The 25,138-nt window shown below is 58.6% G+C and carries 23 protein-coding genes and 1 pseudogene; 15 read left to right on the forward strand and 9 right to left on the reverse strand.

The genetic code is table 11. The annotated features are described in order from the left end of the window. Window positions 1–79 precede the first annotated feature (79 nt). The 4 genes from ppk2 to HFC70_RS13665 form a co-directional block, all read right to left on the reverse strand. Window positions 80–997, reverse strand: coding sequence for a polyphosphate kinase 2 (gene ppk2 / locus HFC70_RS13650; RefSeq protein ID WP_168473818.1), 918 nt, complete (start codon window positions 995–997; stop codon window positions 80–82). 69 nt (window positions 998–1,066) lie between these two features. Continuing rightward, window positions 1,067–2,230, reverse strand: coding sequence for a patatin-like phospholipase family protein (locus HFC70_RS13655; protein WP_168473819.1), 1,164 nt, complete (start codon window positions 2,228–2,230; stop codon window positions 1,067–1,069). Between the two features lie 30 nt (window positions 2,231–2,260). Beyond that, complete coding sequence (locus tag HFC70_RS13660; protein ID WP_168473820.1) at window positions 2,261–3,004, reverse strand: acetoacetate decarboxylase; 744 nt, start codon at window positions 3,002–3,004, stop codon at window positions 2,261–2,263. A 44-nt stretch (window positions 3,005–3,048) separates the two neighbouring features. Then, window positions 3,049–3,855, reverse strand: coding sequence for a 3-hydroxybutyrate dehydrogenase (locus HFC70_RS13665; RefSeq protein WP_168473821.1), 807 nt, complete (start codon window positions 3,853–3,855; stop codon window positions 3,049–3,051). Between the two features lie 305 nt (window positions 3,856–4,160). Here HFC70_RS13665 and pstS point away from each other — a divergent pair, with 305 nt between their 5' ends. The 3 genes from pstS (at window position 4,161) to HFC70_RS13680 (ending at window position 8,332) form a co-directional block, all read left to right on the forward strand. Next, entirely contained in the window at window positions 4,161–5,249 is a 1,089-nt protein-coding gene (gene pstS, locus HFC70_RS13670) for a phosphate ABC transporter substrate-binding protein PstS (RefSeq protein ID WP_168473822.1), read from the forward strand. 101 nt (window positions 5,250–5,350) lie between these two features. After that, window positions 5,351–7,084, forward strand: a complete 1,734-nt coding sequence (locus HFC70_RS13675; protein ID WP_168473823.1) for a Na/Pi cotransporter family protein — start codon at window positions 5,351–5,353, stop codon at window positions 7,082–7,084. A 225-nt stretch (window positions 7,085–7,309) separates the two neighbouring features. Next, window positions 7,310–8,332, forward strand: a complete 1,023-nt coding sequence (locus HFC70_RS13680) for a DUF808 domain-containing protein (protein WP_168473824.1) — start codon at window positions 7,310–7,312, stop codon at window positions 8,330–8,332. 65 nt (window positions 8,333–8,397) lie between these two features. Here the strand turns inward: HFC70_RS13680 and HFC70_RS13685 are convergent, their stop codons facing one another. Both HFC70_RS13685 and HFC70_RS27275 read right to left on the reverse strand, forming a co-directional pair. Further along, a complete protein-coding gene (locus HFC70_RS13685) occupies window positions 8,398–9,363 on the reverse strand; it encodes a magnesium and cobalt transport protein CorA (RefSeq protein ID WP_168474018.1) in 966 nt (321 codons plus the stop codon). 212 nt (window positions 9,364–9,575) lie between these two features. Beyond that, a pseudogene (locus tag HFC70_RS27275) lies at window positions 9,576–9,986 on the reverse strand (GGDEF domain-containing protein); the annotation flags it as partial. A gap of 52 nt (window positions 9,987–10,038) precedes the next feature. Between HFC70_RS27275 and HFC70_RS13695 the strand changes: the two are divergent. After that, the gene (locus HFC70_RS13695) at window positions 10,039–10,755 is read left to right on the forward strand and encodes an IS6 family transposase (RefSeq protein WP_168473826.1); all 717 of its coding nucleotides are present in this window, start codon (window positions 10,039–10,041) and stop codon (window positions 10,753–10,755) included. A gap of 131 nt (window positions 10,756–10,886) precedes the next feature. Here the strand turns inward: HFC70_RS13695 and HFC70_RS13700 are convergent, their stop codons facing one another. Next, complete coding sequence (locus HFC70_RS13700; RefSeq protein ID WP_168473827.1) at window positions 10,887–11,216, reverse strand: hypothetical protein; 330 nt, start codon at window positions 11,214–11,216, stop codon at window positions 10,887–10,889. 391 nt (window positions 11,217–11,607) lie between these two features. Beyond that, a complete protein-coding gene (locus tag HFC70_RS13705; RefSeq protein ID WP_168473828.1) occupies window positions 11,608–12,750 on the reverse strand; it encodes an ROK family transcriptional regulator in 1,143 nt (380 codons plus the stop codon). A 96-nt stretch (window positions 12,751–12,846) separates the two neighbouring features. On the opposite strand from HFC70_RS13705, the gene HFC70_RS13710 reads away from it, so the two are divergent. The 10 genes from HFC70_RS13710 to HFC70_RS13755 all read left to right on the forward strand — a co-directional run bounded on the left by HFC70_RS13710 (window position 12,847) and on the right by HFC70_RS13755 (window position 24,036). After that, window positions 12,847–14,220: an ABC transporter substrate-binding protein gene (locus HFC70_RS13710; protein WP_168473829.1), complete on the forward strand. Its 1,374-nt coding sequence runs from the start codon at window positions 12,847–12,849 to the stop codon at window positions 14,218–14,220. A gap of 68 nt (window positions 14,221–14,288) precedes the next feature. Continuing rightward, window positions 14,289–15,200, forward strand: coding sequence for a carbohydrate ABC transporter permease (locus tag HFC70_RS13715; RefSeq protein WP_168473830.1), 912 nt, complete (start codon window positions 14,289–14,291; stop codon window positions 15,198–15,200). Beyond that, window positions 15,200–16,264, forward strand: a complete 1,065-nt coding sequence (locus tag HFC70_RS13720) for a carbohydrate ABC transporter permease (RefSeq protein ID WP_168473831.1) — start codon at window positions 15,200–15,202, stop codon at window positions 16,262–16,264. Before HFC70_RS13715 ends, HFC70_RS13720 begins: the two co-directional genes overlap by 1 nt. Window positions 16,265–16,269: 5 nt before the next feature. Beyond that, a complete protein-coding gene (locus HFC70_RS13725) occupies window positions 16,270–17,379 on the forward strand; it encodes an ABC transporter ATP-binding protein (RefSeq protein WP_168473832.1) in 1,110 nt (369 codons plus the stop codon). Window positions 17,380–17,392: 13 nt separating this feature from the next. Next, window positions 17,393–18,115 carry a glycerophosphodiester phosphodiesterase gene (gene ugpQ / locus HFC70_RS13730; RefSeq protein ID WP_168473833.1) on the forward strand — a complete coding sequence of 241 codons (723 nt, stop codon included), beginning with the start codon at window positions 17,393–17,395 and terminating at the stop codon, window positions 18,113–18,115. Beyond that, window positions 18,115–19,626 carry a metallophosphoesterase gene (locus HFC70_RS13735; RefSeq protein ID WP_168473834.1) on the forward strand — a complete coding sequence of 504 codons (1,512 nt, stop codon included), beginning with the start codon at window positions 18,115–18,117 and terminating at the stop codon, window positions 19,624–19,626. The genes ugpQ and HFC70_RS13735 overlap by 1 nt, the downstream gene beginning before the upstream one ends. A 558-nt stretch (window positions 19,627–20,184) precedes the next feature. Beyond that, window positions 20,185–21,087: an ArdC family protein gene (locus HFC70_RS13740; protein ID WP_168473835.1), complete on the forward strand. Its 903-nt coding sequence runs from the start codon at window positions 20,185–20,187 to the stop codon at window positions 21,085–21,087. 158 nt (window positions 21,088–21,245) lie between these two features. Then, window positions 21,246–22,100 (forward strand): type IV toxin-antitoxin system AbiEi family antitoxin domain-containing protein, encoded by an 855-nt coding sequence (locus HFC70_RS13745; protein WP_168474019.1) that lies wholly within the window; start codon window positions 21,246–21,248, stop codon window positions 22,098–22,100. Continuing rightward, the gene (locus HFC70_RS13750; protein ID WP_168473836.1) at window positions 22,087–23,004 is read left to right on the forward strand and encodes a nucleotidyl transferase AbiEii/AbiGii toxin family protein; all 918 of its coding nucleotides are present in this window, start codon (window positions 22,087–22,089) and stop codon (window positions 23,002–23,004) included. Before HFC70_RS13745 ends, HFC70_RS13750 begins: the two co-directional genes overlap by 14 nt. A 348-nt stretch (window positions 23,005–23,352) precedes the next feature. Continuing rightward, window positions 23,353–24,036 (forward strand): DUF3363 domain-containing protein, encoded by a 684-nt coding sequence (locus HFC70_RS13755; protein WP_246735783.1) that lies wholly within the window; start codon window positions 23,353–23,355, stop codon window positions 24,034–24,036. A gap of 7 nt (window positions 24,037–24,043) precedes the next feature. Here the strand turns inward: HFC70_RS13755 and HFC70_RS26970 are convergent, their stop codons facing one another. Then, complete coding sequence (locus HFC70_RS26970; RefSeq protein ID WP_246735784.1) at window positions 24,044–24,319, reverse strand: transcriptional regulator; 276 nt, start codon at window positions 24,317–24,319, stop codon at window positions 24,044–24,046. 175 nt (window positions 24,320–24,494) lie between these two features. Here HFC70_RS26970 and HFC70_RS13760 point away from each other — a divergent pair, with 175 nt between their 5' ends. After that, window positions 24,495–25,133 carry a hypothetical protein gene (locus HFC70_RS13760; protein WP_168473838.1) on the forward strand — a complete coding sequence of 213 codons (639 nt, stop codon included), beginning with the start codon at window positions 24,495–24,497 and terminating at the stop codon, window positions 25,131–25,133. Window positions 25,134–25,138 lie beyond the last annotated feature (5 nt).

The raw sequence follows: 25,138 nt of genomic DNA on the forward strand, positions 1-25,138 counted from the left end.
GCCCGCTCTGCAATTCCTGCCGATCACGACCCCGCATCACGCTTACGGATTGTCGGGTATGACCACCCGGCGCGTAAGATCACCGATACATATCCGGCACATACATTTCCGGCGGAACCGGAATGCGGTTGTAATCGGCGTTGCGGGCACGTTCCGGCAGCTCGATGGACGGCTTGGGAACATCGCCATACGGAATCTGCTTGAGCAGGTGCGAAATGCAATTGAGGCGCGCCTTGCGTTTATCGACGGCATCGACAACCCACCAGGGCGTTTCGGGTCTATGGGTCCGCTCCAGCATTTCTTCCTTGGCCTTGGTGTAGGTTTCCCAATGCACGCGGCTTTCCAGATCCATGGGCGACAGCTTCCACTGCTTCAGCGGATCCTGGATGCGCATGTTGAAGCGGAACTCCTGTTCTTCATCGGTGATGGAGAACCAGTATTTGATCAGGATGATGCCGGAGCGCACCAGCATGTTTTCGAACTGCGGAACCGACTGGAAGAAGTCCTCCAGTTCGTCCTGGCTGCAGAAGCCCATGACGCGCTCGACGCCGGCGCGATTATACCAGCTGCGGTCGAACAGCACGATTTCGCCTGCCGTCGGCAGATGCTGGACATAACGTTGAAAATACCATTGGTGGCGTTCACGCTCGGAGGGGGCGGGCAGGGCGACCACGCGGCAGACGCGCGGGTTGAGCCTCTGGGTCACGCGCTTGATTGCGCCGCCCTTGCCGGCCGAGTCCCGGCCTTCGAAAATCACCACGACCTTCAGCTTCTGGTGCTGCACCCAATCCTGCAACCTGACCAATTCATGCTGCAGGCGAAACAGCTCCTGGAAATAGATCTTGCGGTCGAGCAGCGGGCCGGTGGTCGGCTGCATGGCTGCGGCGACCAGATCGTCAAGCCGCTCTTCCTCCATCTGCAGTTCCAGTTCCTCGTCAAAACTGTCGGCGATTTCGGCCTTGATGCGGTCGAGCTGGCTTGGGTCGTTGATGTTCATGGATAGTCTCTCCTTAACGTCGAAATGGGGAAGCAATTGCTGCCCGTTGCGGCCCGGGCCGGCCACTATCTAACTCGGATCGTCGCGATGGACGTCGTGAACGGTCATGCCGATCGATTCCGGCGGCTTCTCCAGCCATTTACGGTGCCGCAGGGTCTTGCGGGTGTCCTGATAGCCGGAGTCCCAATGTTCGCGCATCGAGGTTCCCGAGAATTCGTAATCCTTCGCATGCCCCTCGTAGAGCTTCTGCTGATAGATCAGGTGAACAATGTTGATTTGCGGGACATCCTCCATCGATGACAGAAACGCCCCGTCTTCTGGGGTCAATGCCTCGCCCGGCACGCGCAGCAGCGCCTGATGCAACCTCAGCTTCATATTGTGCAGGCGGCGGAATGTGTCGGTATTGTTTCGTGTCCGGCTCGAATACATAATGTCCTTGTGACGGGACAGGACATCCGGCATTTCGCGCGGCAGTGCGCCGCGCGCGCTGAACAGATCAACCTGAAATACCAGGGTATCGTGGACTTCGTCCTGCTCCAGCAGATATTGGAGAGGCGTGTTGGAGACGATACCGCCATCCCAGTAATATTCGTTTTCGATATGCACAGCCGGAAAGGCCGGAGGAAGCGCGCCCGAGGCCATGACATGCTTGGCGTCGATCGTCTCGATGGCGCTGTCGAAATAGCGGAAATTGCCCGTCGTGACATTGACCGCGCCGACACTCAGCCGGCGCTCCTGATTGTTCAGCAGCCTCCAGTCTATCAGACGGTCGAGGGTGTGCTGCAGTTCGCTCGTATCGTAGAAACTCGTGGCACCGCTGGCGCCGGCGAATTGCTGCCAGGGACTGATGTCGCGGGGGGAGAAAAATCCCGGCAGACCCGACGTCATGGTCATCATGGCGCTCGCCTGATTGCGCAGCTTGCGGAAAATGTCGCCCTCCGGGGTATGGTGCCAGACCGTACGGCCGGAGATCGTTTCCCAGAAGTCGCGCAGCCTGTCGACCTGATTGCCAGGCTCGTTGCCGGCAATGATGGCGGCGTTGATGGCGCCGATCGAGACACCGGAGAGCCAGTTGGCACTGATTCCGGCTTCGCTGAGCGCCTGGAAGACGCCGGCCTGATAGGCTCCCAAGGCGCCGCCGCCTTGGAAAACCAGCGCCACCGACTGGTAGGGCGCCAGCAGTTCCTTGATATCGGGCGCCTGGCTTTTACGTGGTCCTGCCGTCTGATCCATGTCGAACACCTTTCTTGCTACGCGTCGGCGTCAGGCCGGTTCGCTCATGTAATCGTGCACGACCTTGCCCATGCCAAGGGTCAGATCGGCGATAAAATGGACGGCCGAGAGAACCTCCAGCACGGGCAGGCGGGCGACATCGGCAATGACATGACGATGCAGTTCCAGATCTGCGGGACCGGTCCAGGCGCCTTTCACCGTGATGTCCTCAAGGTGATATTGCACCAGTTCGCAGATGCGCGGCGTTGCATCGACGTGGGGAATGATCTTGACGAGGAAATTTGGCTTGGTCATCGAATGGGCGATTTCGTCCGTATCGAGAGCCCTGTGCTTGTAACCCATCGTGGCGGTTGCGCAGAGCACGGAACCGTAATGCAACCTGCCAACGATCACTTCACCCTCGTGAACGAGCTTTGGATAGGCCAGCTTCTTGGGGAAGCCCCAGATCTCGCGGCCGCCAGCTATCGGAGCATCGTCATCGAGATACATGGCATGGACGTAGACCCCGTCCTCGCCATTGTAGCGCACGGGGATGACCTGGCCGGATTCGACATAGTCGCCGAAGCCGGTCGAGTCCGGCATCTTGATGAATTCGTATTTCACCACTGGATCGGTGATTTCCAGCGGCTCGGGCACGACGGCGCGCAGGGCTTCGATATCAGTGCGATACGTGATGATCACATATTCCCTGTCGATGAAGCGATAGGGACCCGGTGGATAGGCCGGGTTGGTCAGCGGCATGGCATAGGCTTTGCGGACGTCTGCGGCCTTCATCTGGTATCCTCGTTTGCTGAAAGTCGATTGCTACACGTTTCGGCTCAGTGAGCGGTCCAGCCGCCATCGATCGGCATGATGGCGCCGGTGATCGATGCCGCTTCGTCGGAGCACAAGAAAGCGACGAAAGCAGCGGTCTGGTCGACGGTCACGAATTGCTTGGTCGGCTGCGCCTCGAGAAGGACGTCGTGAATGACCTGTTCTTTGGTCAGCCCGCGGGCGGCCATGGTATCGGGGATCTGTTTTTCAACCAGCGGCGTCCACACATAGCCCGGGCAAATGGCATTGACCGTGATCGCCTCGGCAGCGACCTCGAGGGCAACGGTCTTCGTGAGGCCGGCGATGCCATGCTTTGCTGCCACATAGGCTGACTTGTAGGGCGAAGCGACAAGCGCATGGGCGGAGGCGATGTTGACGATACGGCCCCAGCCGCGCGCCTTCATCGACGGAATCGCTGCCTTAATGCTGTGGAAAGCGGCCGTGAGGTTGATAGCAATGATGGCCTGCCATTTTTCGTCAGGGAATTCGTCGATCGGGGCGACATGCTGAATGCCGGCATTGTTGACAAGGATATCGCAGCCACCGAGTTCATCGATGGCGAGCTGTACCATCCCGGCGATTTCGGTGCCAGACAGCATGTTGGCCGGTGAATAGAGGCAGCGGATCGAAAATTCCTGTGCGATCGCAGCGCGTTCCTGCTCGATTATGGCGGCGTCGCCCAGTCCGTTGATCACCACATGGGCGCCTTGGGCTGCCAGCCGGCGGGCAATGCCCATTCCGATCCCGCTGGTCGAACCGGTCACGATCGCGACCTTGTTTTCAAGGCGATGATTGGCTGAAAATTCGGACATCGATTTACTCCGGTCTGACGAGGCCTGATTTTCCTCATGTAAAACCCGTCGATGTGTCAGTCGAATGACGGTTTTGTTTCCGAATTTTATCTTCGGTCAAGTCCTGGAAATATTCTCGGGGACCAAACTTCCGATCCGGCGAGAAGCGCGCCGTCATCAAGGTGTTAACAAAGGAAAATACTTAAATCGTCAGGATTTCTTTTCGGATGATGCACGGAGCGGGGCAACTCGCTGCAGTATAAATTTGTCCGCGCGGTCCAAACCATTTGATCGGGCGCAGATAACGGCCACAAGGGGAATGACCGATGGAACGCTTCTTTCGACAGATGCAGGGGTTGACGACAGCCACAGCTCACATCTTTGGCGGCGCACTCGTTGCAGGGCTGTTGCTTTCGATGCCGGTTGCCATGGCCGACCCTATTCAGGGGGCGGGCTCCACTTTTGCCGCACCGATCATCGCAAAGTGGGCGCAGATCTACACGACCGCGCGCATGGACGACGGTGATTTCAGCTCGCCGGACTGGACTGTGGATTACGAACTGGTGGGGTCCCTGGCCGGCCTGATGCGTCTCGACCAGCCGGAACTCGACTTTGCGGCCTCCGATGTGCCCGTTTCGCATGAAGAACTGGCCAAGCACGGTCGCCAGCAGTTCCCGATCGTCCTCGGCAGCGTGGCCGTTGCCGTCAATCTCGACGGCATCGAGAAGGGGCAGATCAACCTGACGGGGCCGATCCTCGCCGATATCTATCTCGGCAAAATAAAGTCCTGGGCCGATCCTGCGATCAAGGCCGTCAACCCGGATTTGGCGCTTCCCGATCTGGCCATCAGCCCTGTCACCCGCAAAGACGGTTCCGGCACCACCTTCATGTTTACGGAGTATCTGTCGTCGACGAGCCCGGAATGGAAGGCGGCCCATGGGGCGGACACACTGATCAAATGGCCCACAGGGACGTCCGTCGAGGGCACCCAGGATCTTATTCGGGCCGTGCAGGCGACCAAGGGCGCCATAGCTTATGCCGATTTCGGCCAGGTGGAACGGGCCAATCTTCCTCACGCGGCGATCGGCAACAAAGCGGGCCAGTTCGTGAAGCCGGGACCGGATGGTGTGCGAGCTGCTGCAAGCTCGACCTCCTGGGATGAAGCCAAGGATTTCGCCGTGTCTTTGACCGATCAGCCGGGCGAGGCCGCCTATCCGATCAGCGGCGCCACCTTCGCAGTGGTTTCAAAGAGGATCGGAGCGAACCGGATCGGGCGGGTTCAGGATTTCTTCCGCCTGGCATTCGAAAAGGGCGGCAAGGATGCCGAAGCTCTCGGCTACGTGCCCGTGCCGCCGCAAGTGGTCAGCCAGATCGTCAAGTACTGGCTGAAAAGTGACACTGCCGCCAGCCAATAAGCTGCGGCCTTCGGAATGAGGTTTTTCGCTCCGCAGGCGCAGGCTTGCAGCGAAAGACCTTGGTGGATCGCGCCGCGACGGCGCAAAGGGAGTAAAGCGTAATGAACATTGATATCTTCAAGGATATCCTGGTCCCGGTCATCGGCGGCCTCGGTATTTTCATGCTTGGCCTGGAATTCATGTCGAACGGCATCCAGGCGCTCTCGGTCAACAAGATGCGGGCATTCCTCGCCAAGGCAGCGGGCACGCCGATCAAGGGCGTGATTGCCGGTACGCTCATCACCGGCGTCATCCAATCCTCGACGGCCATGACGGTCATGGTTGTCGGCCTCGTCAATGCGGGCGTCGTCGGCTTGCGGCCGGCCATCAGCGTGATCATGGGTGCCAATATCGGCACGACGCTGGGCAACGGTCTGATCGCCCTGCCGCTCGGTCCCCTGGGCCTGATCTTCGCCGGCATGTTCTCACTGGTCTATTGCTTTGCCAAGAACGAGAAGGTGCGCAATATCGCGCTGGCCTGCATGGGTTTCGCGCTGATCTTCTACGGTCTCAACCTGATGACCGGCGGTCTTCGGCCGCTGCGCAACATTCCGGAAGTCATGGATGTTCTGTCGACGTTGACGGCCGACTCCTACTACAACCTGATCAAGTGCGTGCTGATCGCCGCCGGCGTCACGGCGATGATCCACTCGTCGTCCGCGACCATCGGTATCGTCATGGGCCTGGGTGCCGCCGGCGTTCTCGACTGGACGACTGCGGTTGCCTTCTCGCTCGGTGCCGATCTCGGAACCACGATCACATCCTGGATTGCCTCGCTCAACCTGTCGAAAAACGCCAAGCGCGCGGCATACGCGCATATGTCCTTCAATATCATCGGCGTCTGCATCACCGTGCCGTTGTTCTTCGTCTCGATCGACGTACTGGCATGGGCCATGCAGTGGTTCGGCGGCGACCCCGGTGTGCCGGTCATGGTTGAAGGCAAGGAAACCTTCCCGCTGGTTCCGGTGGCAGTCGGTCTCTATTCGACATTCTTCAACGTCTTCAACACGGCACTGCTGTTTCCATTCGTCGGCGTGTTCGAGCGCGTCCTGGCGCGCATCGGCCGCACGGAGGCCGAGGATGCGGAAGACTACTCGACCCCGAAGTTCCTGGATCAGAAGATTGCCGGCGACTTCGCCCGTGCGGTTCCGGCGGTCCAGCAGGAAACTGCCCGCCATTTGCAGGCCGGCGCCATGTTCCTCGATATCGCCCGCTCCGCGAAGTCGGCGCCGTCGGATCCAGGCGAGCATTACCTGGCAACCGATATCCTCAGCCGCGACATTCGCAACTATACTGCGTCGCTGATGAAGGAAGACCTGCCCTATGAACAACTCGATCTGGTCGCAAGCCTGATCGAAGAGGCGGACTTTACCGCCGCCCTGACGGAATCGATGCACCAGGTCGCACGCCGTGTGAAGCGCGAAAAGTTCGGCAGCCAGGCCCAGGCGATCGTCGATGCCGCCCTGAACAAGCTTGACGCCGCTCTGCAGGAAATCATGCCTGATTACGGCGTCATCCGCCCCGATATGCCTGCCGGCCATGTCAGCTTGCCCGAGGTTGAGGAACTGCGTGCTCGCACGCTGGCGCTCGGCCCCAACGCGGGTGCTGCTGAACGCGGTACGATCCTCGCGCTTCTCGGTTCTGTCGAACGCGCGGAAATCCTGATCCGCCGGATCGATGCAGAGCGCAAGTCGGTGAACCGGCAAAGTGTACTGTCACGGGTATCGCCAAAGCGGCAACAGCAGTCCCGTCCTCCCGTCAACGAGGGTGGGCTGAGCCCGATGCCGGCTGAATAACGCCTGTTGCCGTTGCATGGAGCACGTGGCATCTTCCCGGCTGGAGGATGCCACGTGTCGCTTAGAGCAATTCCCGCAAAAGTGCGTCGCGAATTTGCGTCCAAGACTGCGTAAAGACAAAGAGATAGAGTGTTTTCGCGATTCGAAGAAAAGCGGAAATGCTTTGGGGATCTTGGTGACGAGATTTTCGTTTCCGCTGTGTAACTCTTACCGACGGAGGCTCGAATGAGCGTTGGCCTGATCGCCCTTCTTGATGATGTCGCTGCATTGGCAAAGGTGGCTGCGGCCTCACTCGACGATATTGCCGGCCAGGCCGCCAAGGCAGGCGCGAAAGCGGCAGGCGTTGTCATCGACGATGCGGCGGTCACGCCCCGCTACGTCACCGGTTTCTCGGCTGCCCGCGAATTGCCGATCATCGGTAAGATCGCGCTCGGTTCGCTGAAAAACAAGTTGCTGATCCTGCTTCCCGCTGCCCTCATCCTGAGCCTTGTCGCGCCGCAGGCGATCACGCCGCTGCTGATGATCGGGGGGCTCTATCTCTGCTACGAGGGTGTGGAGAAAATCTACGGGCTGGTGCTGCCCCACGCCGCCCATGCCCATGAAGAGGCCCTTGAAACGTCAAGCCTCGACGCCCAGTCGCTCGAAGACGAGAAGGTTGCCGGCGCGATCAAGACGGATTTTATCCTGTCGGCTGAAATCATGGCGATTACGCTCGGCTCCCTGGCGCCAGGCAGCATCTTCACGCAGGCCTTCATCCTTGCCGCCGTGGGATTGGGCATAACGGTCGTGGTCTATGGCGGCGTAGCGATGATTGTGAAGGCCGATGATCTGGGTCTGATGCTGGCGCGCCTGCAGATAGCGCCTCCGGCGGGCGCCGTGTTGCGTGCGATCGGCCGGGCGCTTGTCACAGGCATGCCCTATTTTCTGAAAGCGCTCGGCATTGTGGGAACGGCCGCGATGATCTGGGTCGGTGGCGGCATCATCGTTCACGGCCTCGAAGGCTACGGTGTCAGTGGCCTTGCACATGTGATCCATGATGCCGGGGAGGCGGTTGCACAGGCCATTCCGGCGCTGGCATCGGTGCTGAAATGGAGCGTCGAGGCCGCTGGCGCAGGTGTCATCGGGATTGTCGCCGGCTTGATCGCCATTCCGGTCACGGGCTATGTCATTTCGCCGCTATGGCGCGCTGTCAAATCGCTGCTACCTCGTCGTCGGCACAAAGAGGCATTGGCGGATGGAAAGAAATAAACGCTGCTGCCATTGATGCGAAGCGTGATCCGTGTGGCCCGACAGTCACGTCGTCACGCGGCGAGTCATATCCAGCGGGCTCGTTTGAAGCGGATGAAAAGTGCGATGCACATGACCAAGATAACGCCCAAAACGACAAAATAGCCGTAGCTCGTCTTCAATTCCGGCATGTTGTCGAAATTCATGCCGTAAATGCCGGCGATAGCCGTCGGAACGGCAAGAATAGCGGCCCAGGCCGCCAACTGCCGTGTGATCGTGCCCTGTCTTTGCTGCTCAAGCAGATTGCTTGCCTCGAAGACCGAGGTGATCACGTCACGCAAGCTTGCGACCATCGTCTCGACGCGGTGCATGTGCTGAAGCGCGTCGCGAAAATAGGGCTTGGCTTCCCTGTCAAGCGACGGCAGGTCGAGATGATAGAGCTTGCCGCAAAGGTCGAGCATGGCGTCCAGCACCCGCTGAAATAGGATGACTTCCCGGCGCAGCTTGAAAATGCGTTTGATCTGGTTGCGATCGAGAAACGCATCGAGCATCTTTCTTTCCATGTCGAGAACGGCATCCTCAATCGTGCGCACAATGGGAAGGTAGCCGTCGATGATGAAGTCGAGAATGGCATGCAGGATGTAGTCGGTGCCATGGCAGAGCGTCTGCGGTGATGATTCAAGCCGGTCGCGCAGTTCGCCATGGCCGCGCTCCGAGCCGTTGCGAACAGTGATAATGTAGCGCTTACCGATGAAAATTGACGTTTCGCCGTAGGTGATACTGTCACCGGCAAGTTGTGCCGTCTTGGCGATGACGAAGAGCTGATTGTCATAGACGCTGAGCTTCGGCATCTGCAAGGAACTCAGCGCATCGGCGATCGAAAGTTCGTGGAGGCCAAAACGATTTTGCAGCATCAATAGCTCGTCCCGGGTCGGTTTGTGCAGCCCGATCCACACGAATTCGTTGTCCGTCGCCGGAATAGTGGCTGTCTCGAACTGGACGGCCTCTACCCGTCTTCCATCGCGATAACGGTAACATGCGGCGACAGTCATGCAGGCTCCTGTGGTCACTCGTCGGAAGGTCAATGCTGCAATGTGATACCCGTAAGGTTGCGATCCTTTTGTGACTATGCCCTTGTCCAAGCGGGCAGCCCTGCTGCAAGGCTGACGCGTGCAGGTATGGAACTCGAAGCCTGCATATCGACCGGACGTCGCTTTGCATCCAAGCCGTGGCCGCAGCCCCTGATCTCAGTTCCAGTAGCGTTTTACGAGGCCTTCATATTTTGTTCATTCGTACCACCCGAGACTGGACAATCGAGAGGTGACGACGGAGCCGCGGTTGACATGTCGCCGCTCCCTTGACCCGGAGACGTCGCATGTTCAACCCGATTGCGACTATTGGCCTTGGCGCAATAGAGCGTTTGATCGGCTTGGGTTCTCAAGTTGCGACTTGACGCCGCTGACGTCGGGATCATGGCGGAGTTTCCGATACTGACAGTCACAGCCAACGGCGACCCGCCGTCCGCTTCCAATGCGAGACGGCTGACAGCTGCCCCCAGCACTTCAGCGCAGGATCGTGCATACAACTCGTTAACGCCGGCTAACAAAACGACGAGTTCCTGCCCGCCGTAGTGTGCGAGAACGGCGTTTGGCATCAGATGGGCTTGAAGGCACTGCGCGGCAGCGTAAAGTTAATCGAACATTGGTCAGAATTTGGGATCTGGTGGCATGACCAGATTTCCCCGTGATCCGCTCTACCGTCGCCATCGATTTCCTGCAGAGGTGATTGCCCATGCGGTCTGGCTCTGTTTCCGTTTCCCGCTCAGTCTGCGCATGGTCGAGGATATGCTGGCGGCCCGTGGGGTCATCGTCTCTCACCAGACCGTGAGGCTCTGGGCTGAGAAATTCGGCAGGCATTTCGCCAATCATATTCGGACGCGCTCAGCCGGCAGGCTCAGCGATAAATGGCACCTCGATGAGGTTGTCATCAAGATCGCAGGCCAGAAACAATGGCTCTGGCGCGCCGTCGACCAGAACGGTTTTGTTCTCGAAGTTCTGGTGCAGAGTCGCCGAAATACCAAGGCTGCAAAGCGTTTGATGCGAAAGCTTCTGAAAGGGCAAGGCCGCCCGCAACGTGTGATGATCACCGACAAACTCCGGTCCTACGGTGCGGTGAAGCGCCAGGTCATGCCCGGCGTCGAACATCGCTCGCACAAAGGCTTGAACAATCGGGCAGAAAACTCCCATCAGCCGATCCGACGACCGGAAAGGATCATGAAGCGCTTCAAGTCAGCAAGCCATCTTCAACGCTTCGTTTCCATACATGACCCGATCGCCAACCTCTTTCATATTCCCCGCAACGAAATTCCATCCGTCCACCATCGCGAACTGCGGGCAGCAGCCATGAAAGCGTGGTGCCAAATCGCGTGCCTTCATGAAGCCTGAGGCAAAGAGCCAATCCAACATCTTGTCTTCGTCGTGTTAAGTTTACGCTGGCCTCCGAGATCTTCTTTACCATCTGGCTCAATCCAACGCACCGGATACACCCGGTAAACGCTGACGAGAGAGGTTCGCGGTCAGGAAACCGAGACCTGGTCGCCAACGGTCTTCTTGGTGGAACGCTTCCCCTTCTTTGGCGCTTCGATCGCCACGGTTTCCGGCTCATCGACATCATCCATCGACGACGGATCGAGACGATGCTTGATGGCGAGCGCGTAGATGGTGTGAAGGATATTGGAATCGTTCAGATCCGGATCGCTCAACGCCAGTAGCGATGCTTTCACGATCTTCTTGCTTGTCGCCTTGTGACACTCTTCGACGACGTGTTGATAAAGCGCTTTGTCGGTCAGGCCAGCCTGAGCGCCTTCTACGAGCGCGTGATAGATTTTCTTGGTCTTGTCCGGCATCCGGCGCTCCTTTTTAGATCATCGCACCGAACGTCATTTAACTGTCACAATCAAGGCAATCATCGACTACAACCGAAGGCAGCGCTATTAATAATTGCAGAACGAGGACTTGGACGCGTTGGCATCTCGCGGCTTTCATAGGTCTGTCACTGGTGCTCATGGCAGCGGCCGCTGTCGCAATAAGTCCATCACCCGTCGAAGCGGCGCGGCTGACGGTCCGTAGGTCACTGGTGTTCTTCGCGTCAGGGCTTGACGCAAAAAAAAGGCCCTAACCCGCGCTCAGTCGATTCCCGCAACTTTCCTTACGCCTCCATAACCGCCAGATGCGTCACAATAATCCGCCAGTGTGTCGCAGGATCGAATCCTTGCAAGGCGGCAGACATGACCATTGCTAAACGATCTTCGTTCCTGGCCCGCTATGAAGGATCATCGCGGCAGCGCCGAAGGCGACGGCGTCGATCGCTGAGATTTGCGGAATGAGTATTTCCGGTTGAATGACCCTTGCCCCCTCAAACGGATTTGATGTCGAGAACTCAAGCCATGTTGCAAGCTTTTCCCGAACCAGCCGGGGCAGCGTTCCACCGATATAGATCGCCGATGGTGCAAGAACGGCTGTCACCATGAAGGCGAGCCTGGCGAGCTCCGGCCCGGCTCTTTTCAGCCATTCGTCAAGGACAGTCGGGTTTGCTTCCAGATATGCAGTCCATTGATCCGAGGATCGGCCTTTCGGTATGCTTCCGTGACGCTCTTTGCACCAGGCAGCCAGATCGTCAAAAGATGGGCGGGATAATCCGCGCGCGCGAAGAGCACCCACTTCGCCGGCATTTCCCAGATTGCCGCGATAGAGTTCCTTGCCGATAATAATGCCGCTGCCGATGCCCTCCGACAGGTACAGATACGCAAAGTTGTCATGTTCGGTGGCGTTGCCCAAAGCAAGCTCGCCCATGGCTGCGGCATTGGCATCGTTTTCAATCATCACCGGGCAGCCAAGTGTTTCATACAGCGTCGAGGCAAGATCCAGGCCGGCCCAAGACACGACTTCCTCTGCAAGGTCGAGGATCGCCGCACCCCGGCGGAAGCGGGTCGGCATGGCGACGCCGGCACCGATCAGCAGGCGTTCATCGATGCCGTTCGATGCCAGGAGGTCCGTTTTGAGACCTGCCAGGGAGGTTTGGATGTCGGAAAACGTATCGTAAGGCCCGTCGAGCTGTTGCTCACCAATTTGTTTGCCGCAGAAATCGAGCAGCGTCAGTGTCAGAGAATAGCGATTTGCGTGCACCCCAAGTGCATATCCAATGCTTCCGTTGAGCATCAGGTCGATGTGAGGCGCGCCACGCCGACTGAGGCGCCTAGCACCTTCGATGACGATGCCCCGCTCGATCAGGTCGCGTGTCATCATGCTGATGGCAGCTGGCGTAACGCCGCAAAGTTCGGCGATTTCTGCGCGCGACGCAATGCCTTTGCGACGTAAGTGCTTGAGCACCGCCGCTTGCGTGTTGCCGATGCCGTCCAGGGGCCCTCGTTTGTTCAGCACCGGATTCGGTCCCTCCAAATTAATAATCTGGCGATGTCATAAATCGGTTACTTAAGCAACTTAATTAAATATACATCGCCAACTGGATCGACAGTCATGACCAAACCCATCGCCTTTCTCGCCACCGTGGCGATCTCTGCCCTTGCTGGCGGATTTGCGCATGCCGAAGACATCACGATCAAGCTTTCGACGCTTGCTGAAAAAACGGCGCCGGCACGTATCACCAACATCGAAGCCGCCGCAGAGATCATGAACAAGCAGTTCAAGGTCGCCGGCGTCGACAAGCATATCGTCATCGAAGCCAACAACAGTTCCGTAAAGGGCTGGGACGATCTGGCGCTGGAAACCCTGAAGGCATTTTCGGTCGGTCAGGGACCGGATATCTACGTCCTGCCGCACGAGTGGATCGGCCAGTTTGCAGAAGATGGCTACGCATTGCCGATGGATGAGCGGATTGCAGCTGCTCCTTGGGTTTATGGCGATATCCTGCCCGTGCTGTGGAATGCCGCAAAGGGCACCGATGGCAAGATCTACGGCGTGCCGCAGGATGCCGAGATTCGCATGTTCTTCTACAACAAGGACATGCTGCGCAAGATCGGCAAGGATGAGGCCTTCATTGAAGGTTTGCCCGCCAAGGTCGAGGCAGGCGAGTTCACGCTCGACGATTTGACCGCACTCTCCAAGGAAGTGGTAGACGGCAAGGCTGCGCAATACGGCATGCTGCATCGCCCCAATGTCGGTATCGACTACCTGATGGTCTTCCAGTCCTATGGCGTCAAGTTCATGGATGAAAAGACTGGCAAACTGATTTTCCCGAAAGCCGAAATGACCAAGGCGCTCGGCTGGTACGAGCGCAACGCCAAGGAAGGTGTTACGCCGGTCGATAACACCGCCATGAGCTGGGAGGCCATTCAGGGTGCCTTCAAGCAGGAAAAAGCCTTCGTCTTCCATCAGGGCGTCTGGGCGGTTGCCTGGCAGGTCGGTGAGAAGAATGGTGCGACGTGGCCGACCGACAAGGAAGGCTATTTCCACAAGATCGGCTGGATCCCTGCACCGGCAGCAGAAAAGGGCGGCAAGCCCGCCAACCTTTCCCACCCGCTGCTCTATACGGTCAACGCCAAGAGCAAGAATGCGGCTATTGCTGCCGACCTCGTAGCGCTCGCCACCCTGCCGTATTTCAACAACGAGCATGCCGTGACGTCCTATCACACGGCGATCAGCAACGCGCAGACAGCTATGCCGAAATATAAGGACAACTGGGTCCTGTCGGCCGCGTCGCCGATGATGGCGCATGCCCAGTTCGTGCCGAACCACACCCAGTTTAGCAGTTACAACAAGGTCTTGTTCAGCGGTTTGCAGGCTGTCGAGACAGGCAAGATGACGGCAGCTGAGGCTGTCGAATTCATCGCTGATGAACTGGAACTTCAGTTCGGTGCTGACGTCGAAATCCGTGACGCAGCCAGCAACTGAGTTGTCGTGCTCTCCGTGCCGCCCGGCCTGCTGCCGGGCGGCACCTCTGTTTTCATTGGTCCTCAACAATGTCCCAATTCCAGCTTCGAGCGCACCGTCCGGCACGGCCGATGCTCTATCTTGCGCCTGCCATCGCGCTGCTTGCGGTGTTTTTTCTCGCGCCAATCGTCGTCAATACGGTCATCGCCTTCACCGATATGGGGGCGAACCTGCGCGTCGGACAATTTACGCTGCAGAACTTCGAACGCATGACCCAGCGCGATGCGCGGTTGCCAATGGTGCTGCTGACAACGCTGATCTACGTGACCGCGACCCTGTTCATCTTCAATATCGGACTTGGCGCACTCCTGGCGATAACATCGACCGCGATACCCGACAGGCTCGGCAATTTCTTTCGCGGGTTGTGGCTGCTGCCGCGTATGAGCCCGGCTGTGCTCTATGGAATTTTGTGGATATGGATTGCTGATCCGACACCGTCCGGTTTGCTCAATCAGGTCACCGGCACGTTCGGTCTTCCGCCGATAAACCTGCGTAACGACTTTCCGCTCTTCCTCATCATTCTTGCAAATGGTGTCGTCGGTGCGTCCTTCGCCATGGTCATCCTGACCTCATCGATCCGCTCTATTCCCTCGCACCTTGCCAATGCGGCGCGTGTCGATGGTGCCAGCGAATGGGGTGTGTTGCGCCATATCGTGGCGCCAGCGCTTTCGCAGCCCATCCGCTTCATTACCATCTATCAGGCGCTTTCGCTGATGACGACCTACGAATACATCCTGCTCATCACAGGCGGCGGTCCGGTCTACGATTCCACACCCTATGCCCTCTACATCTATCGCCGCGCATTCGAAAACGGTGCCTATGCTTATGGTGCAGCGCTAGCGCTGGGTTTGATGGTCATCGGCGTTGCTGTCACCCTCGTGCAATGGCGCGTCACCAACATGCGCTCCACTTTCACTGCCCCAAAGATCGAGGTGCTGTGATGACACTTGCCCAGACCAACACCGTTTCTTCCGCCGATTGGCGACGCCTTGAACGCCGGAGCACCGTCAACAGAGCCGGCTTTCTGTCGGCAATCATTCTCTTCCTGACGATTGTGTCGGTTCCGGTGCTGCTGCCCTACCTATGGCTGCTGGTGAAGTCGCTGACCTTGTCGGATGATGCCGTCAGCCGGCTTGTGCTTTGGCGGACGTCGGCCATTGCGGGCGTTGCGTATCTCGGCGCGATTGCTCTTGCGCTTCTGGCGGACCGGCTGCGCAAACCTGCCCTTTCCTGGGCCGTGCTCGGCATCGTGATCGTCATTCTGGTGGCGATTTTCCTTCTTCCCCACATGACGATCGACAACTACCGCTTCCTGTGGAAGCGCGACATTGCCGGAACCGCCACCACCCGCATGGACCTGATGCCGTCGATATGGGTGGCACTCGGAAGCTCGGTTGTCTTCGCAGTCAGCCAGACGGTGATCGTCACGCTTGTCGCGACACCTGCGGCCTATGCGCTGTCACGCTTCGCCTTTGCGGGTCGCGAAAGTTTTCTGCGTGGCCTGCTTATGCTCCACGCTTTTCCGGCATTGGCGTTGACCGTCGCGATTTTCATCCAGCTTCACTATATGGGCCTGCTCAACAATCTGACCGGCGTGGTGCTGGTCATGAGCGCACTGGAACTGCCCTTCGCCATCTTCGTGCTCAAGAGCTTTTTCGACAATGTCCCGTGGGACATTGAGATGAGCGCTGTGACCGATGGGGCCACCCGCTCTCAGGCATTTCGCATGATCGTGCTGCCGCAGATCCGCGGCGGATTGATCGCGGTTGCCACCTTCACATTCTTAAGAGGGTGGGAAGAGTACGTCTTCGTTCAGACGCTGCTGATCGACAAGAGCCAGATGACGATGAGCCTCTACCTCTTCTTCGTGGCACAGGACAATATGGGCGCGGACTACGGCATGATCGCCGCTGTCGGCATCATTTATCTGCTGCCTGTGCTACTCCTCTACACCTTCACGCAGAAGTACATCACCCAGATGAGCTTCGGCGGGATCAAGGGATAATTGCCATGGCCAAGATCACTCTCGATAACGTCACCAAGAGCTGGGGCGAGACCCAGGTTCTGAAACCGATGAACCTGACCATCGAAGACGGCGAGTTCGTTGCGATTCTCGGGCCATCCGGCTGCGGAAAATCCACGACGCTGTTTCTTCTGGCGGGCCTCTATGCGCCCACGGGTGGACAGATCGCCTTTGACGGTCACAACGTCAACCGCATCGATGCGCGCGACCGCAATGTGGGCGTCGTCTTCCAGTCCTATGCGCTCTATCCGAACCTGACGGTGCGGGAAAATATCGCTTTTCCGCTTCGCTTCAAAACCATGGGCAAGGACGAGATTGCCAGACGTGTTGAGGAGGCGGCAAGCCTCGTGCAGATCGGCGCACTGCTTGACCGCCGTCCCTCGCAGCTCTCCGGGGGCCAGCAGCAGCGTGTGGCGCTTGCCCGCGCTCTGGTGAAGGAACCCAATATCCTTTTGCTCGACGAGCCGCTTTCCAATCTCGACGCCACCCTGCGCATTACCATGCGTGCCGAGTTGAAAAGCATCCAGAAGCGGCTCGGTTTTACCACGCTGATCGTTACCCACGACCAGATCGAGGCGATCACCATGGCCGATCGGATCATCTGCATGAACAATGGCGAGATTGCCCAAGTCGGCACGCCGGACGACCTCTATCGCCGCCCCAGCAACCTGTTCGTGGCAGGCTTCATCGGCACACCGCCGATGAACCTCGTGAAGGGGCGAGCCGCCGGTCGCCGGCTGCGGCTGGGTGAGACGTCACTCGACCTCAACGTCCAACATGATGGAGAGGTCACATTCGGTCTACGGCCAGAAGACATCACCCTCGTCTCGAATACGGATGCGGCGTTGAAGGGCGAGATCGTTACCGTCGAGCCGATGGGTCGGGAAGTGTTCTACACGATCGATACGCTGGCCGGCCCCATCCATGCGCTGGAATATGGCGAAGCGGTCCGGCATGCGCCCGGCGCGTCCGTCGGCATAACCTGCAAATCGGATCTCCCGCTTCTCTTCGATAGATCGGGCAATCGCATTGTCGATCTTCACGCCCATGTTTCTCATCAAGACATCCGGGCGAAAACGCTCGAGCCGGCACACTGACAGGACTTTTTCAATGACCAGGATCGTATCCCATCGCGGCGCCAACCGGTTTGCGCCGGAAAACACCTTTGCCGCCGCCGACCTCGCGCTGCTGCAGGGTGCCGACTACATCGAACTCGATGTGCGCGAGAGCGCCGACGGTGTGCTCTATGTCTTCCATGACGAAACGCTGGACCGCACCACCAATGGCACCGGCCCAATCGGCCATGCTCTGTCAGAGGAAATTGACGCCCTCGATGCCGGCAGTTGGTTCGACGCCGCCTTCAGTGGCGCCCGCGTGCCGCGGCTCGATGCCTATCTCCGGCATTTGCGTGGCCGCGCCGGCGTCTACATCGAACTGAAATATTGCGATCCGGCAAAGGTGGTGGCGCTGGTGCGAGACCTGGGCATGGTGCGCGACACGTTCTATTTTTCGTTTTCCGAGGACATGCGCCGCGATCTGCAATTAATCGCCCCGGAATTTCGCAAGATGATGACGTTGAATATCGCCAAGTCGCCGTCCCTGGTCGGTGCCGTTCACCACGCCACAATCATTGAGATCACTGTCGAGCAGATGCGCCGTGCGGGTCTGCTCGGCGCCTGCCGGAGGGCCGGGCTTGAGGTGATGATCTACTATGGGGGAGAGGATATGGCCGTTCACCGCGAAATTGCCGAAAGCGGCGTCGACTATATCAATCTCGACCGCCCGGACCTGTTCGACGCTGCCCGCCGCGAACGGCAGGAAGCCGCCGCCTGATGCAGATCGCAGTGGTCGCCGACGTTCATCTGCATGATTTGCACGGTGGCTATGGCATGGTAGAAGAGGGGAGCGGCGGGCTTGTCCTTCGAACACTGGCGGACACGATGGCGTCGACCCGGGTGTTCAACGAGAGCCATTCAGCCTTCCTTGCCGTGCTTGATGATATCGTTCGGCGCGGCATCCGCGATGTCGTTCTTCTGGGGGATTACTCCGACGACGGTCAGCTGGGCGCGGTTGCGGCCGTGAAACGCATTCTGTCAGACTACGAAAACACACACGGCCTGCGCTTCTTCACGACCTTCGGCAATCATGATTCCTACGGTCCAGCATCGCGTCATCTGGCCAAGCGACTGACAAAGGCTGATGGCCTTCAGCCTCGGCTGGTGACGAGCGATGATCGCGCCCCAGCGCCAGCCGTCGTCTGTTCGGGGATGCGCGGCATGTCGACCGCCGAGGCGATGGAGGCCATGGCCCTCTACGGTGTCACGCGTCCGCCCAATGTTTTCCATTGGGAGACTCCAGGGGATGATGATCGGGCGAGCCTTGACGCGTCCTATCTTGTCGAGCCGCAGCAAGGACTCTGGCTTCTGATGCTTGACGCCAATGTCTTCCAAAAGGTTGGCGACGCCTGGCGGGTGAGAGCGGATGCAGCCTGGGACCATGTGTTGGCAGAGCGCCCCTATCTGCTGGCATGGATGGAGGATGTGGCTGATCGCGCGAAGCGGCTGGGCAAGACCTTGCTGGCCTTTTCGCATTATCCGGCCTTGCCTCTTGCATTGAAGGGCGAAGGGAGCGAGATCCAGTCGGCTTGCACGCCGGAATGGTCGAAGCGTATGCCGTCGCTTGAAACTGGCCGACGTATCGCGCGCGCCGGTATAGGTTGGCATTTTAGTGGACATATGCATGTTGCCGGGCGGATCGAGCTGGATGGCCTTGTCAACATCGCCGTGCCATCGCCGGTCGCCTATCCGGGTGGCTACGTTGTTGTCAACGTGCAGGCCGATGGCGTGGATGTCGAGGCCGTCCGGCTCGAAAACGTTGCCGGTTTCGATGCGGCGTTCCCGGCCTATGAGGTGCAGTCCGGCGACGACAATGGTGCGCCTCTTGGCAAGGTGCTTGCGTGTGCGACCTATTCCGACTTTCTGCGGGTCCATCTGCAAAATCTGATCGAGACGAAACATGTTCTCGATGATTGGTCACCGGAACTTCTGGCCTCCCTCGACACACCGATAGGGCAGGTACTGGGCGAGGGTTCCAGTGCGGCAGACCTGAATGTGCTATGGCCGCACGTTACGTCTTTGCCGTTTGGGCGGATGGTCGAGGATTACTATCTCATACGGGCTGCTGGACGACAGGTTTTAGGTCAATTGTCGCCAGAAAGGGTTGCGTTCTATCGCGATCTCGATCTGCGTTTCAGATCGTCACTATTGCTGGAAGGCGCAAGATTTGGGGATCATTCCGGATTTCTGGCGTTATTTACCGCCTGTACAAACGCGGTTCTTGACTGACAGCATGATGGCTGCATGTATTTACATACATTTCCAGTTCGATTCCGTTCAAGGCGTTAGATATCGTAGTGGTCTCCAACGGTCACCGCACCTTGCTGTGAGGCCCACAGCGACGTGCAAAAACGGTCTGCGTTCTCCTGCCCTTCAAATGCAGAGACGAGTTGCGCTGGTCTGCCATAACATTCCCATAACGTGGGACAAGCTCCCCAAAATGGTGTGCGTCTGGTAAGGAGACGCATCCTGCGGACCGGGCTGTCGTGAACCGAGCCCATGGTCTCGGCCATCCGGCTTCCATCCCTTGCGTTTGACGGGCCGCTTTGCTGCCCGTTTGCTGAGCACGGCTCTTCTAGGAGCCCTGCGATCTTTTTCTGTCTGTTTGGGGCTTGCAGCCCCGTCCTCCGTCAAGACCAAGCCCTTCGGGCAAAAGCATCCGGGCCGTGGCTCGGCGTTCGCCTGCGCCCGCACCACCCCGGACGCTTTTGGTCTGGACGGTTTCCCCCTCTCTTCGCCAGAGGGGCAGATCGGTTGCATGCGCAACCCGATCAAAGGAAAAGGGACATGAAGAACGATGTTTATCAGCAGGTGACCGACAAGATTATTGCCGATCTGGAAAATGGCGAGCTGACTTGGCTGAAGCCTTGGAGTGCTGGCAATATGGAGGGAAGGATCACCAGACCATTACGGCACAACGGGCTGGCCTATAGCGGCATCAACGTTTTGATGCTTTGGGGCGCGGCCATCGAGGCAGGTTTTTCCTCGCCCTATTGGATGACTTTCAAGCAGGCCAATGAACTTGGCGCGCATGTGCGCAAGGGCGAGCGTGGCAATATGGTTGTCTATGCGAACACCATCACCAAGACCGAGGAACAGGACGACGGCGGAGAGGAAGAGCGGCACATTCCGTTCATGAGAGCTTATACGGTTTTCAACGTTGAGCAAATTGAAGGACTGCCCGAGCAATATTATGCGAAGCCCGAACCCGTGCTTGATCCAGCCATGCGGATCGAACACGCCGAAGCGTTCTTTGCCGCGACCCGTGCCGATATTCGTCACGGCGGCAATCAGGCCTATTACAGTGGCGCGAGCGATCATGTGCAGATGCCCTGTTTCGAGAGCTTTCACGTGCCCGAGGCCTACTATGCGACGCTAGCGCACGAACTGACCCACTGGACAAAACACAAGAACCGCCTTGACCGGGAGCTTGGTCGCAAAAATTGGGGCGATGAAGGTTATGCCCGCGAGGAACTGGTTGCCGAGCTTGGCGCAGCATTTCTGTGCGCCGATCTGGAATTGACGCCGGAGCCTGGTGCGGACCACGCAGCTTATATTCAGGGCTGGCTCAAAGTGCTGAAGGAAGACAAGCGCGCAATCTTCAGCGCCGCCGCCCATGCGCAGCGCGCCGCCGATTTCCTGCACGGTCTGCAAAGCGTTGCGGACACCAAGGAAGGAGCCGCCGCGTGAGCGGCGGTTCCCCTTGTTCCGGCGGGAAAATCGCGCCCGCCAGAGGCGGGCGCTGGAGATACGGGGTTTGAATATCGGTGAGAATACTCAACCTTGTTGAGTATGTTGAGGTTATGTCAAACTTGAAAGTAGTTTGAGAACCGTTTAATATGCTCAGTATGGCTGAGCAATCCGCATCACATTTAAACCGGCTTGAGAAAGACCTCCCTGAGGGGCTGGTCGTGGATGCCGCTTGGCTGGAAGCGCGCGGCATAGCCAGCAATCTGCGCGCCTACTACGTCAAGGCCGGCTGGCTGGAACAGCCGGTGCGCAGTGTCTATAGACGTCCGCGTGGCACGCTGAGCTGGCAGCAAGTCGTCATATCGCTTCAGACCCTGCTCTTGCGAACGCCGCTCTATGTCGGCGGGCGCACCGCGCTGGAGCTTCAGGGTTTTGCCCATTACCTCTCGCACGAGACCAAGACCGTTCATCTCTATGGGCCGGACAAGCCGCCGACATGGTTGGACAAGCTGAACCTTCCTCAGCGTTTTGTCTATCACAACAGCGCGACCCTCTTCCGGAATGATCCGATCACGCAGGGGCTTGGCAGTCTTGCCTGGAATATCGCGGACGGAACAGGCCGCGATCTCACCCGCTTTCAGGGTGGCAGTCTGACCTCGCTCGCATGGGGGCAGTGGGATTGGCCATTGACCCTTTCGCAGCCCGAGCGTGCTTATCTGGAAATGCTCGATGAACTGCCGCGCCATGAGAGTTTCCATCAAGCCGATATGATCATGCAGAGTGCCGCAAATTTCAGCCCGAGGCGGCTGCAAAAGCTGCTGGTGGACTGTGACAGCGTCAAGGTGAAACGCCTGTTCTTCCTCTTCGCGGATCGTCACCGTCATGCGTGGCTCAAGCGTCTGGACAAGGATGCGATCGATCTGGGCAAGGGCAAACGCATGCTTGTCCCCGGAGGCAGGCTCGATCCGGTCTATCTGATAACCGTGCCGGAGGACCTTGATGCCGTTTCGTGACCAGTACCAGGCCCAGGTTCGGCTCCTTATGCGCCTTCTTCCCATTGTGGCGCGCGAAGCCTGTTTTGCGCTCAAGGGCGGAACGGCGATCAACCTCTTTGTGCGCAACATGCCGCGCCTCTCGGTTTATATCGATCTGATGTATCTGCCGGTCCATGACAGGCCGGAGGCTTTGGCTGGGATCGATGCCGCGATGAAGCGCATCAAGTCCGCAGCTCTTGCGGAGCTGCCCGGCGCGCGCGTCACCGAAAACATTCATGATGGTGCAGTTCTGCGCCTGCTCGTGATTGCGGACGGGACGCAGGTCAAGATCGAAGTCTCGCCCGTATTACGCGGCGTGGTCCATGAGCCATCCATGATTTCCGTCACCGAGGCGGTTGAAGATGCGTTCGGCTTTGCCGAAACCAGTGTCGTTTCCTTCGAAGACCTTTTTGCGGGCAAACTGGTTGCCGCGCTGGACCGGCAGCATCCGCGTGACCTCTTCGACGTGCGAGGTCTGCTTGCCCATGAAGGGCTGAGTGATGATCTGCGCGAAGCGTTCATCGTTTACCTACTCAGTCACAACCGCCCTATGGGCGAGGTGCTATCGGGCCGTGTCAAGGACCTCGCAAACGAATACAACAATGGCTTCGAAGGCATGACCGAGACGACTGTCGCAATCGATGATCTGGTCAAAACCCAGCATGAAATGATCGAGGTGCTAATCGGCGGCATGCCGGATCACCACCGGGAATTTCTGATCGGCTTCGAGCGCGGGGAACCGGACTGGTCCTTGCTGAAGATTGGTCACGTGGCAGAGCTTCCGGCCATCCGCTGGCGGCAGTACAATCTCGACAAACTCAAGCCGGACCAACGTTCAGCCCTGGTCGAATTGCTGCGAACTTCCCTTGAACGGCGCGCATAGAAACCCCCCTCGCTCTCGGCTTTAAACACCGGAAAGCAGCGATATTGGGAGCGTAAACAGGGGTAGGGGAAGGACCGCAAGATAAAGCGAACCGGGGGTTCGCGCTCGCGTTGCTCCAAGTGATTGCCTGCACATTGTTTTCCGGTACGGAAAACGGAAAAGGGCGATTTGCGCGAGGTGCGAGGAACTTTAAGTTTCGCTGATGTTTCATTTTCCTGAAATGGATACGCCGCACCTTCCGCGAGGTGCGCTACGCCAATCTACCCGGCTGCAAGTCTTTTTCCGCCCGCCTGCGATGACGGCCAAATGCCGCTTGCCAGGCCGGGGACGGGCGTCGAACCTGCCCATATGGCAGACCGTGACGACAACAATTTCCGCATCAAACCGGGCCGACCGAAGAGCCGGGGCTCTGGCGCCAGCCTGCACTCGAAACCGTTCATCACACAGGTGAAGCTCGCCGTGCGCAAGGCCGGCGGAAACCCCAACCGGATCGGTGGGCCGCCGAGTCAGGGGAGTGGGCGCTTCAATGCCCGAGGCCGTGGTGCGAAGCTCGCACCGTCCTTTCCGAAAGACGGTGGAGGCTGGACGCGCGATGGCAGCGGCACCCGGTTCCGTTCGCGGCGTGTCGTCGTCAAGGCGCGGGTGGTCAGCGAAGCCATGGGTCGCCGCCGCCAAAGCCTTGTCGATCAAGGGCAGGCCGTGCGTCTCGACAATGGCAGCATCCGGGCGCCCAAGGATCTGCTGCAGCGACTGGAGCGAGCCGAGATCGACCGCGTTGGCCGTCAGATGGCGGCGGAGCGGGGGCTGTCCTACGCGCCGAGCCAGGCCGGTGAATATGTCAGCGGATTACTCAAGGGCGGCGTCAATCTTGCCAGCGGGCGGTTCGCCATGCTCGATGACGGCATCGGCTTCCAGCTTGTACCGTGGCAACAGGCGCTCGACCAGCGCGTCGGTCAACATATCAGCGGCGTGGTGAGAGACGGTGGTGGGGTTGATTGGAGCTTTGCGAGGAAGCGCGGGCTGGGGTTGTGACGGGTCGCTATTCTGCGTCGTGGGTCTCTTGCGGGGCAGAAGCCTTTGCCAATCGGACGCCGACGCCCTTGCCATTGCTCTCGTCTATGAACTCGATGCCGGCCGATTCAAGCGCTATTCGGATCGCGTTAAGGTTTGCAACTGTGGTCGAAGGAACGGCATCTTCCACTTCCGCGCGCCTAACTGTGGCCACCCCTACGCTGGCAGCGCTTGCGAGGTCTTCGGCGCTCCATCTAATCAATGCGCGTGCCGCTCTCATCTGCACTCCAGTGATAGCTTTCATATCGTATGATTTCAATTTGATCGTGCTTCGCTTGTCTGGTAATATGGCTTTCAAGGACTGCGGGTGGCACTTTTCGATTGTTGCCGTTCGCTTCCAAATGGAGCTGCGGCTGTATGAGGTGGTTGTGACACCTTATACAGCCTGACCACAAACCAAGTTATAGGGAACTCGGATCATGGCTGATTCCGACAATAGCAGAAGTTTGCCTGTCGTCACGCGACGGAGATTGCTTTCCACGTCGGCGGCGTGGCTGGCAGTGCAGGTTGGGAATGTGAATGCGGCGGTTCATTTCGAAAATGACCGGCCTGAAGGTGGTGATCCAACGCTGCTGTTGTGGCAGGAGTGGAAGGCGGCTCATGATAAGGTCGAGAAGTTCTGCCGAAGGCAGCAGCGGCTGGAGACGGCACTGATTGCGACTGTCGGGTTTCCTCATGTTGACATTGCTGCGCCCGGTCAGGATTGCGTGGTCGCGGCGTTCACAATAGCGGAAATCGACCGCGTATTTGGCGATGCGCCGGAGCATGCGGCGGCAAAGGTACAGGCGAAAGCGGTTCTTGCTGAGGGGCAGGCAGCTTGGGATGCCCTGGACGAGCGGGTGGGATACAGCCGCGCCAAGCAGGCGGAGGAAGAAGCGTTTGTGATGCGGGTGGAACGATTGAATGATCTGTTTGCGCTACCCGTCAGATCTGTCGCCGGAGCTACGGCAAAACTCCATGCCATCGTTGCGATGGGCGAGGAAGATCCTTGCGATGAATTCCCGTGGCCGCAAATCCGGGCTGTGATGGCGGACTTGGTCAGTCTCGGTAGCGCGTGAAAGTA

The sequence above is a fragment of the Agrobacterium sp. a22-2 genome, assembly GCF_012276985.1.
Taxonomy (GTDB): domain Bacteria; phylum Pseudomonadota; class Alphaproteobacteria; order Rhizobiales; family Rhizobiaceae; genus Allorhizobium.

What these genes read in the sequence shown, in the direction of transcription:
- ppk2 (WP_168473818.1), bottom strand. Translation starts at nt 997, where the DNA reads ATGAACATCAACGACCCAAGCCAGCTCGACCGCATCAAGGCCGAAATC.
- HFC70_RS13655 (WP_168473819.1), bottom strand. Translation starts at nt 2,230, where the DNA reads ATGGATCAGACGGCAGGACCACGTAAAAGCCAGGCGCCCGATATCAAG.
- HFC70_RS13660 (WP_168473820.1), bottom strand. Translation starts at nt 3,004, where the DNA reads ATGAAGGCCGCAGACGTCCGCAAAGCCTATGCCATGCCGCTGACCAAC.
- HFC70_RS13665 (WP_168473821.1), bottom strand. Translation starts at nt 3,855, where the DNA reads ATGTCCGAATTTTCAGCCAATCATCGCCTTGAAAACAAGGTCGCGATC.
- pstS (WP_168473822.1), top strand. Translation starts at nt 4,161, where the DNA reads ATGGAACGCTTCTTTCGACAGATGCAGGGGTTGACGACAGCCACAGCT.
- HFC70_RS13675 (WP_168473823.1), top strand. Translation starts at nt 5,351, where the DNA reads ATGAACATTGATATCTTCAAGGATATCCTGGTCCCGGTCATCGGCGGC.
- HFC70_RS13680 (WP_168473824.1), top strand. Translation starts at nt 7,310, where the DNA reads ATGAGCGTTGGCCTGATCGCCCTTCTTGATGATGTCGCTGCATTGGCA.
- HFC70_RS13685 (WP_168474018.1), bottom strand. Translation starts at nt 9,363, where the DNA reads ATGACTGTCGCCGCATGTTACCGTTATCGCGATGGAAGACGGGTAGAG.
- HFC70_RS13695 (WP_168473826.1), top strand. Translation starts at nt 10,039, where the DNA reads ATGACCAGATTTCCCCGTGATCCGCTCTACCGTCGCCATCGATTTCCT.
- HFC70_RS13700 (WP_168473827.1), bottom strand. Translation starts at nt 11,216, where the DNA reads ATGCCGGACAAGACCAAGAAAATCTATCACGCGCTCGTAGAAGGCGCT.
- HFC70_RS13710 (WP_168473829.1), top strand. Translation starts at nt 12,847, where the DNA reads ATGACCAAACCCATCGCCTTTCTCGCCACCGTGGCGATCTCTGCCCTT.
- HFC70_RS13715 (WP_168473830.1), top strand. Translation starts at nt 14,289, where the DNA reads ATGTCCCAATTCCAGCTTCGAGCGCACCGTCCGGCACGGCCGATGCTC.
- HFC70_RS13720 (WP_168473831.1), top strand. Translation starts at nt 15,200, where the DNA reads ATGACACTTGCCCAGACCAACACCGTTTCTTCCGCCGATTGGCGACGC.
- HFC70_RS13725 (WP_168473832.1), top strand. Translation starts at nt 16,270, where the DNA reads ATGGCCAAGATCACTCTCGATAACGTCACCAAGAGCTGGGGCGAGACC.
- ugpQ (WP_168473833.1), top strand. Translation starts at nt 17,393, where the DNA reads ATGACCAGGATCGTATCCCATCGCGGCGCCAACCGGTTTGCGCCGGAA.
- HFC70_RS13735 (WP_168473834.1), top strand. Translation starts at nt 18,115, where the DNA reads ATGCAGATCGCAGTGGTCGCCGACGTTCATCTGCATGATTTGCACGGT.
- HFC70_RS13740 (WP_168473835.1), top strand. Translation starts at nt 20,185, where the DNA reads ATGAAGAACGATGTTTATCAGCAGGTGACCGACAAGATTATTGCCGAT.
- HFC70_RS13745 (WP_168474019.1), top strand. Translation starts at nt 21,246, where the DNA reads ATGGCTGAGCAATCCGCATCACATTTAAACCGGCTTGAGAAAGACCTC.
- HFC70_RS13750 (WP_168473836.1), top strand. Translation starts at nt 22,087, where the DNA reads ATGCCGTTTCGTGACCAGTACCAGGCCCAGGTTCGGCTCCTTATGCGC.
- HFC70_RS13755 (WP_246735783.1), top strand. Translation starts at nt 23,353, where the DNA reads ATGGCAGACCGTGACGACAACAATTTCCGCATCAAACCGGGCCGACCG.
- HFC70_RS26970 (WP_246735784.1), bottom strand. Translation starts at nt 24,319, where the DNA reads ATGAAAGCTATCACTGGAGTGCAGATGAGAGCGGCACGCGCATTGATT.
- HFC70_RS13760 (WP_168473838.1), top strand. Translation starts at nt 24,495, where the DNA reads ATGGCTGATTCCGACAATAGCAGAAGTTTGCCTGTCGTCACGCGACGG.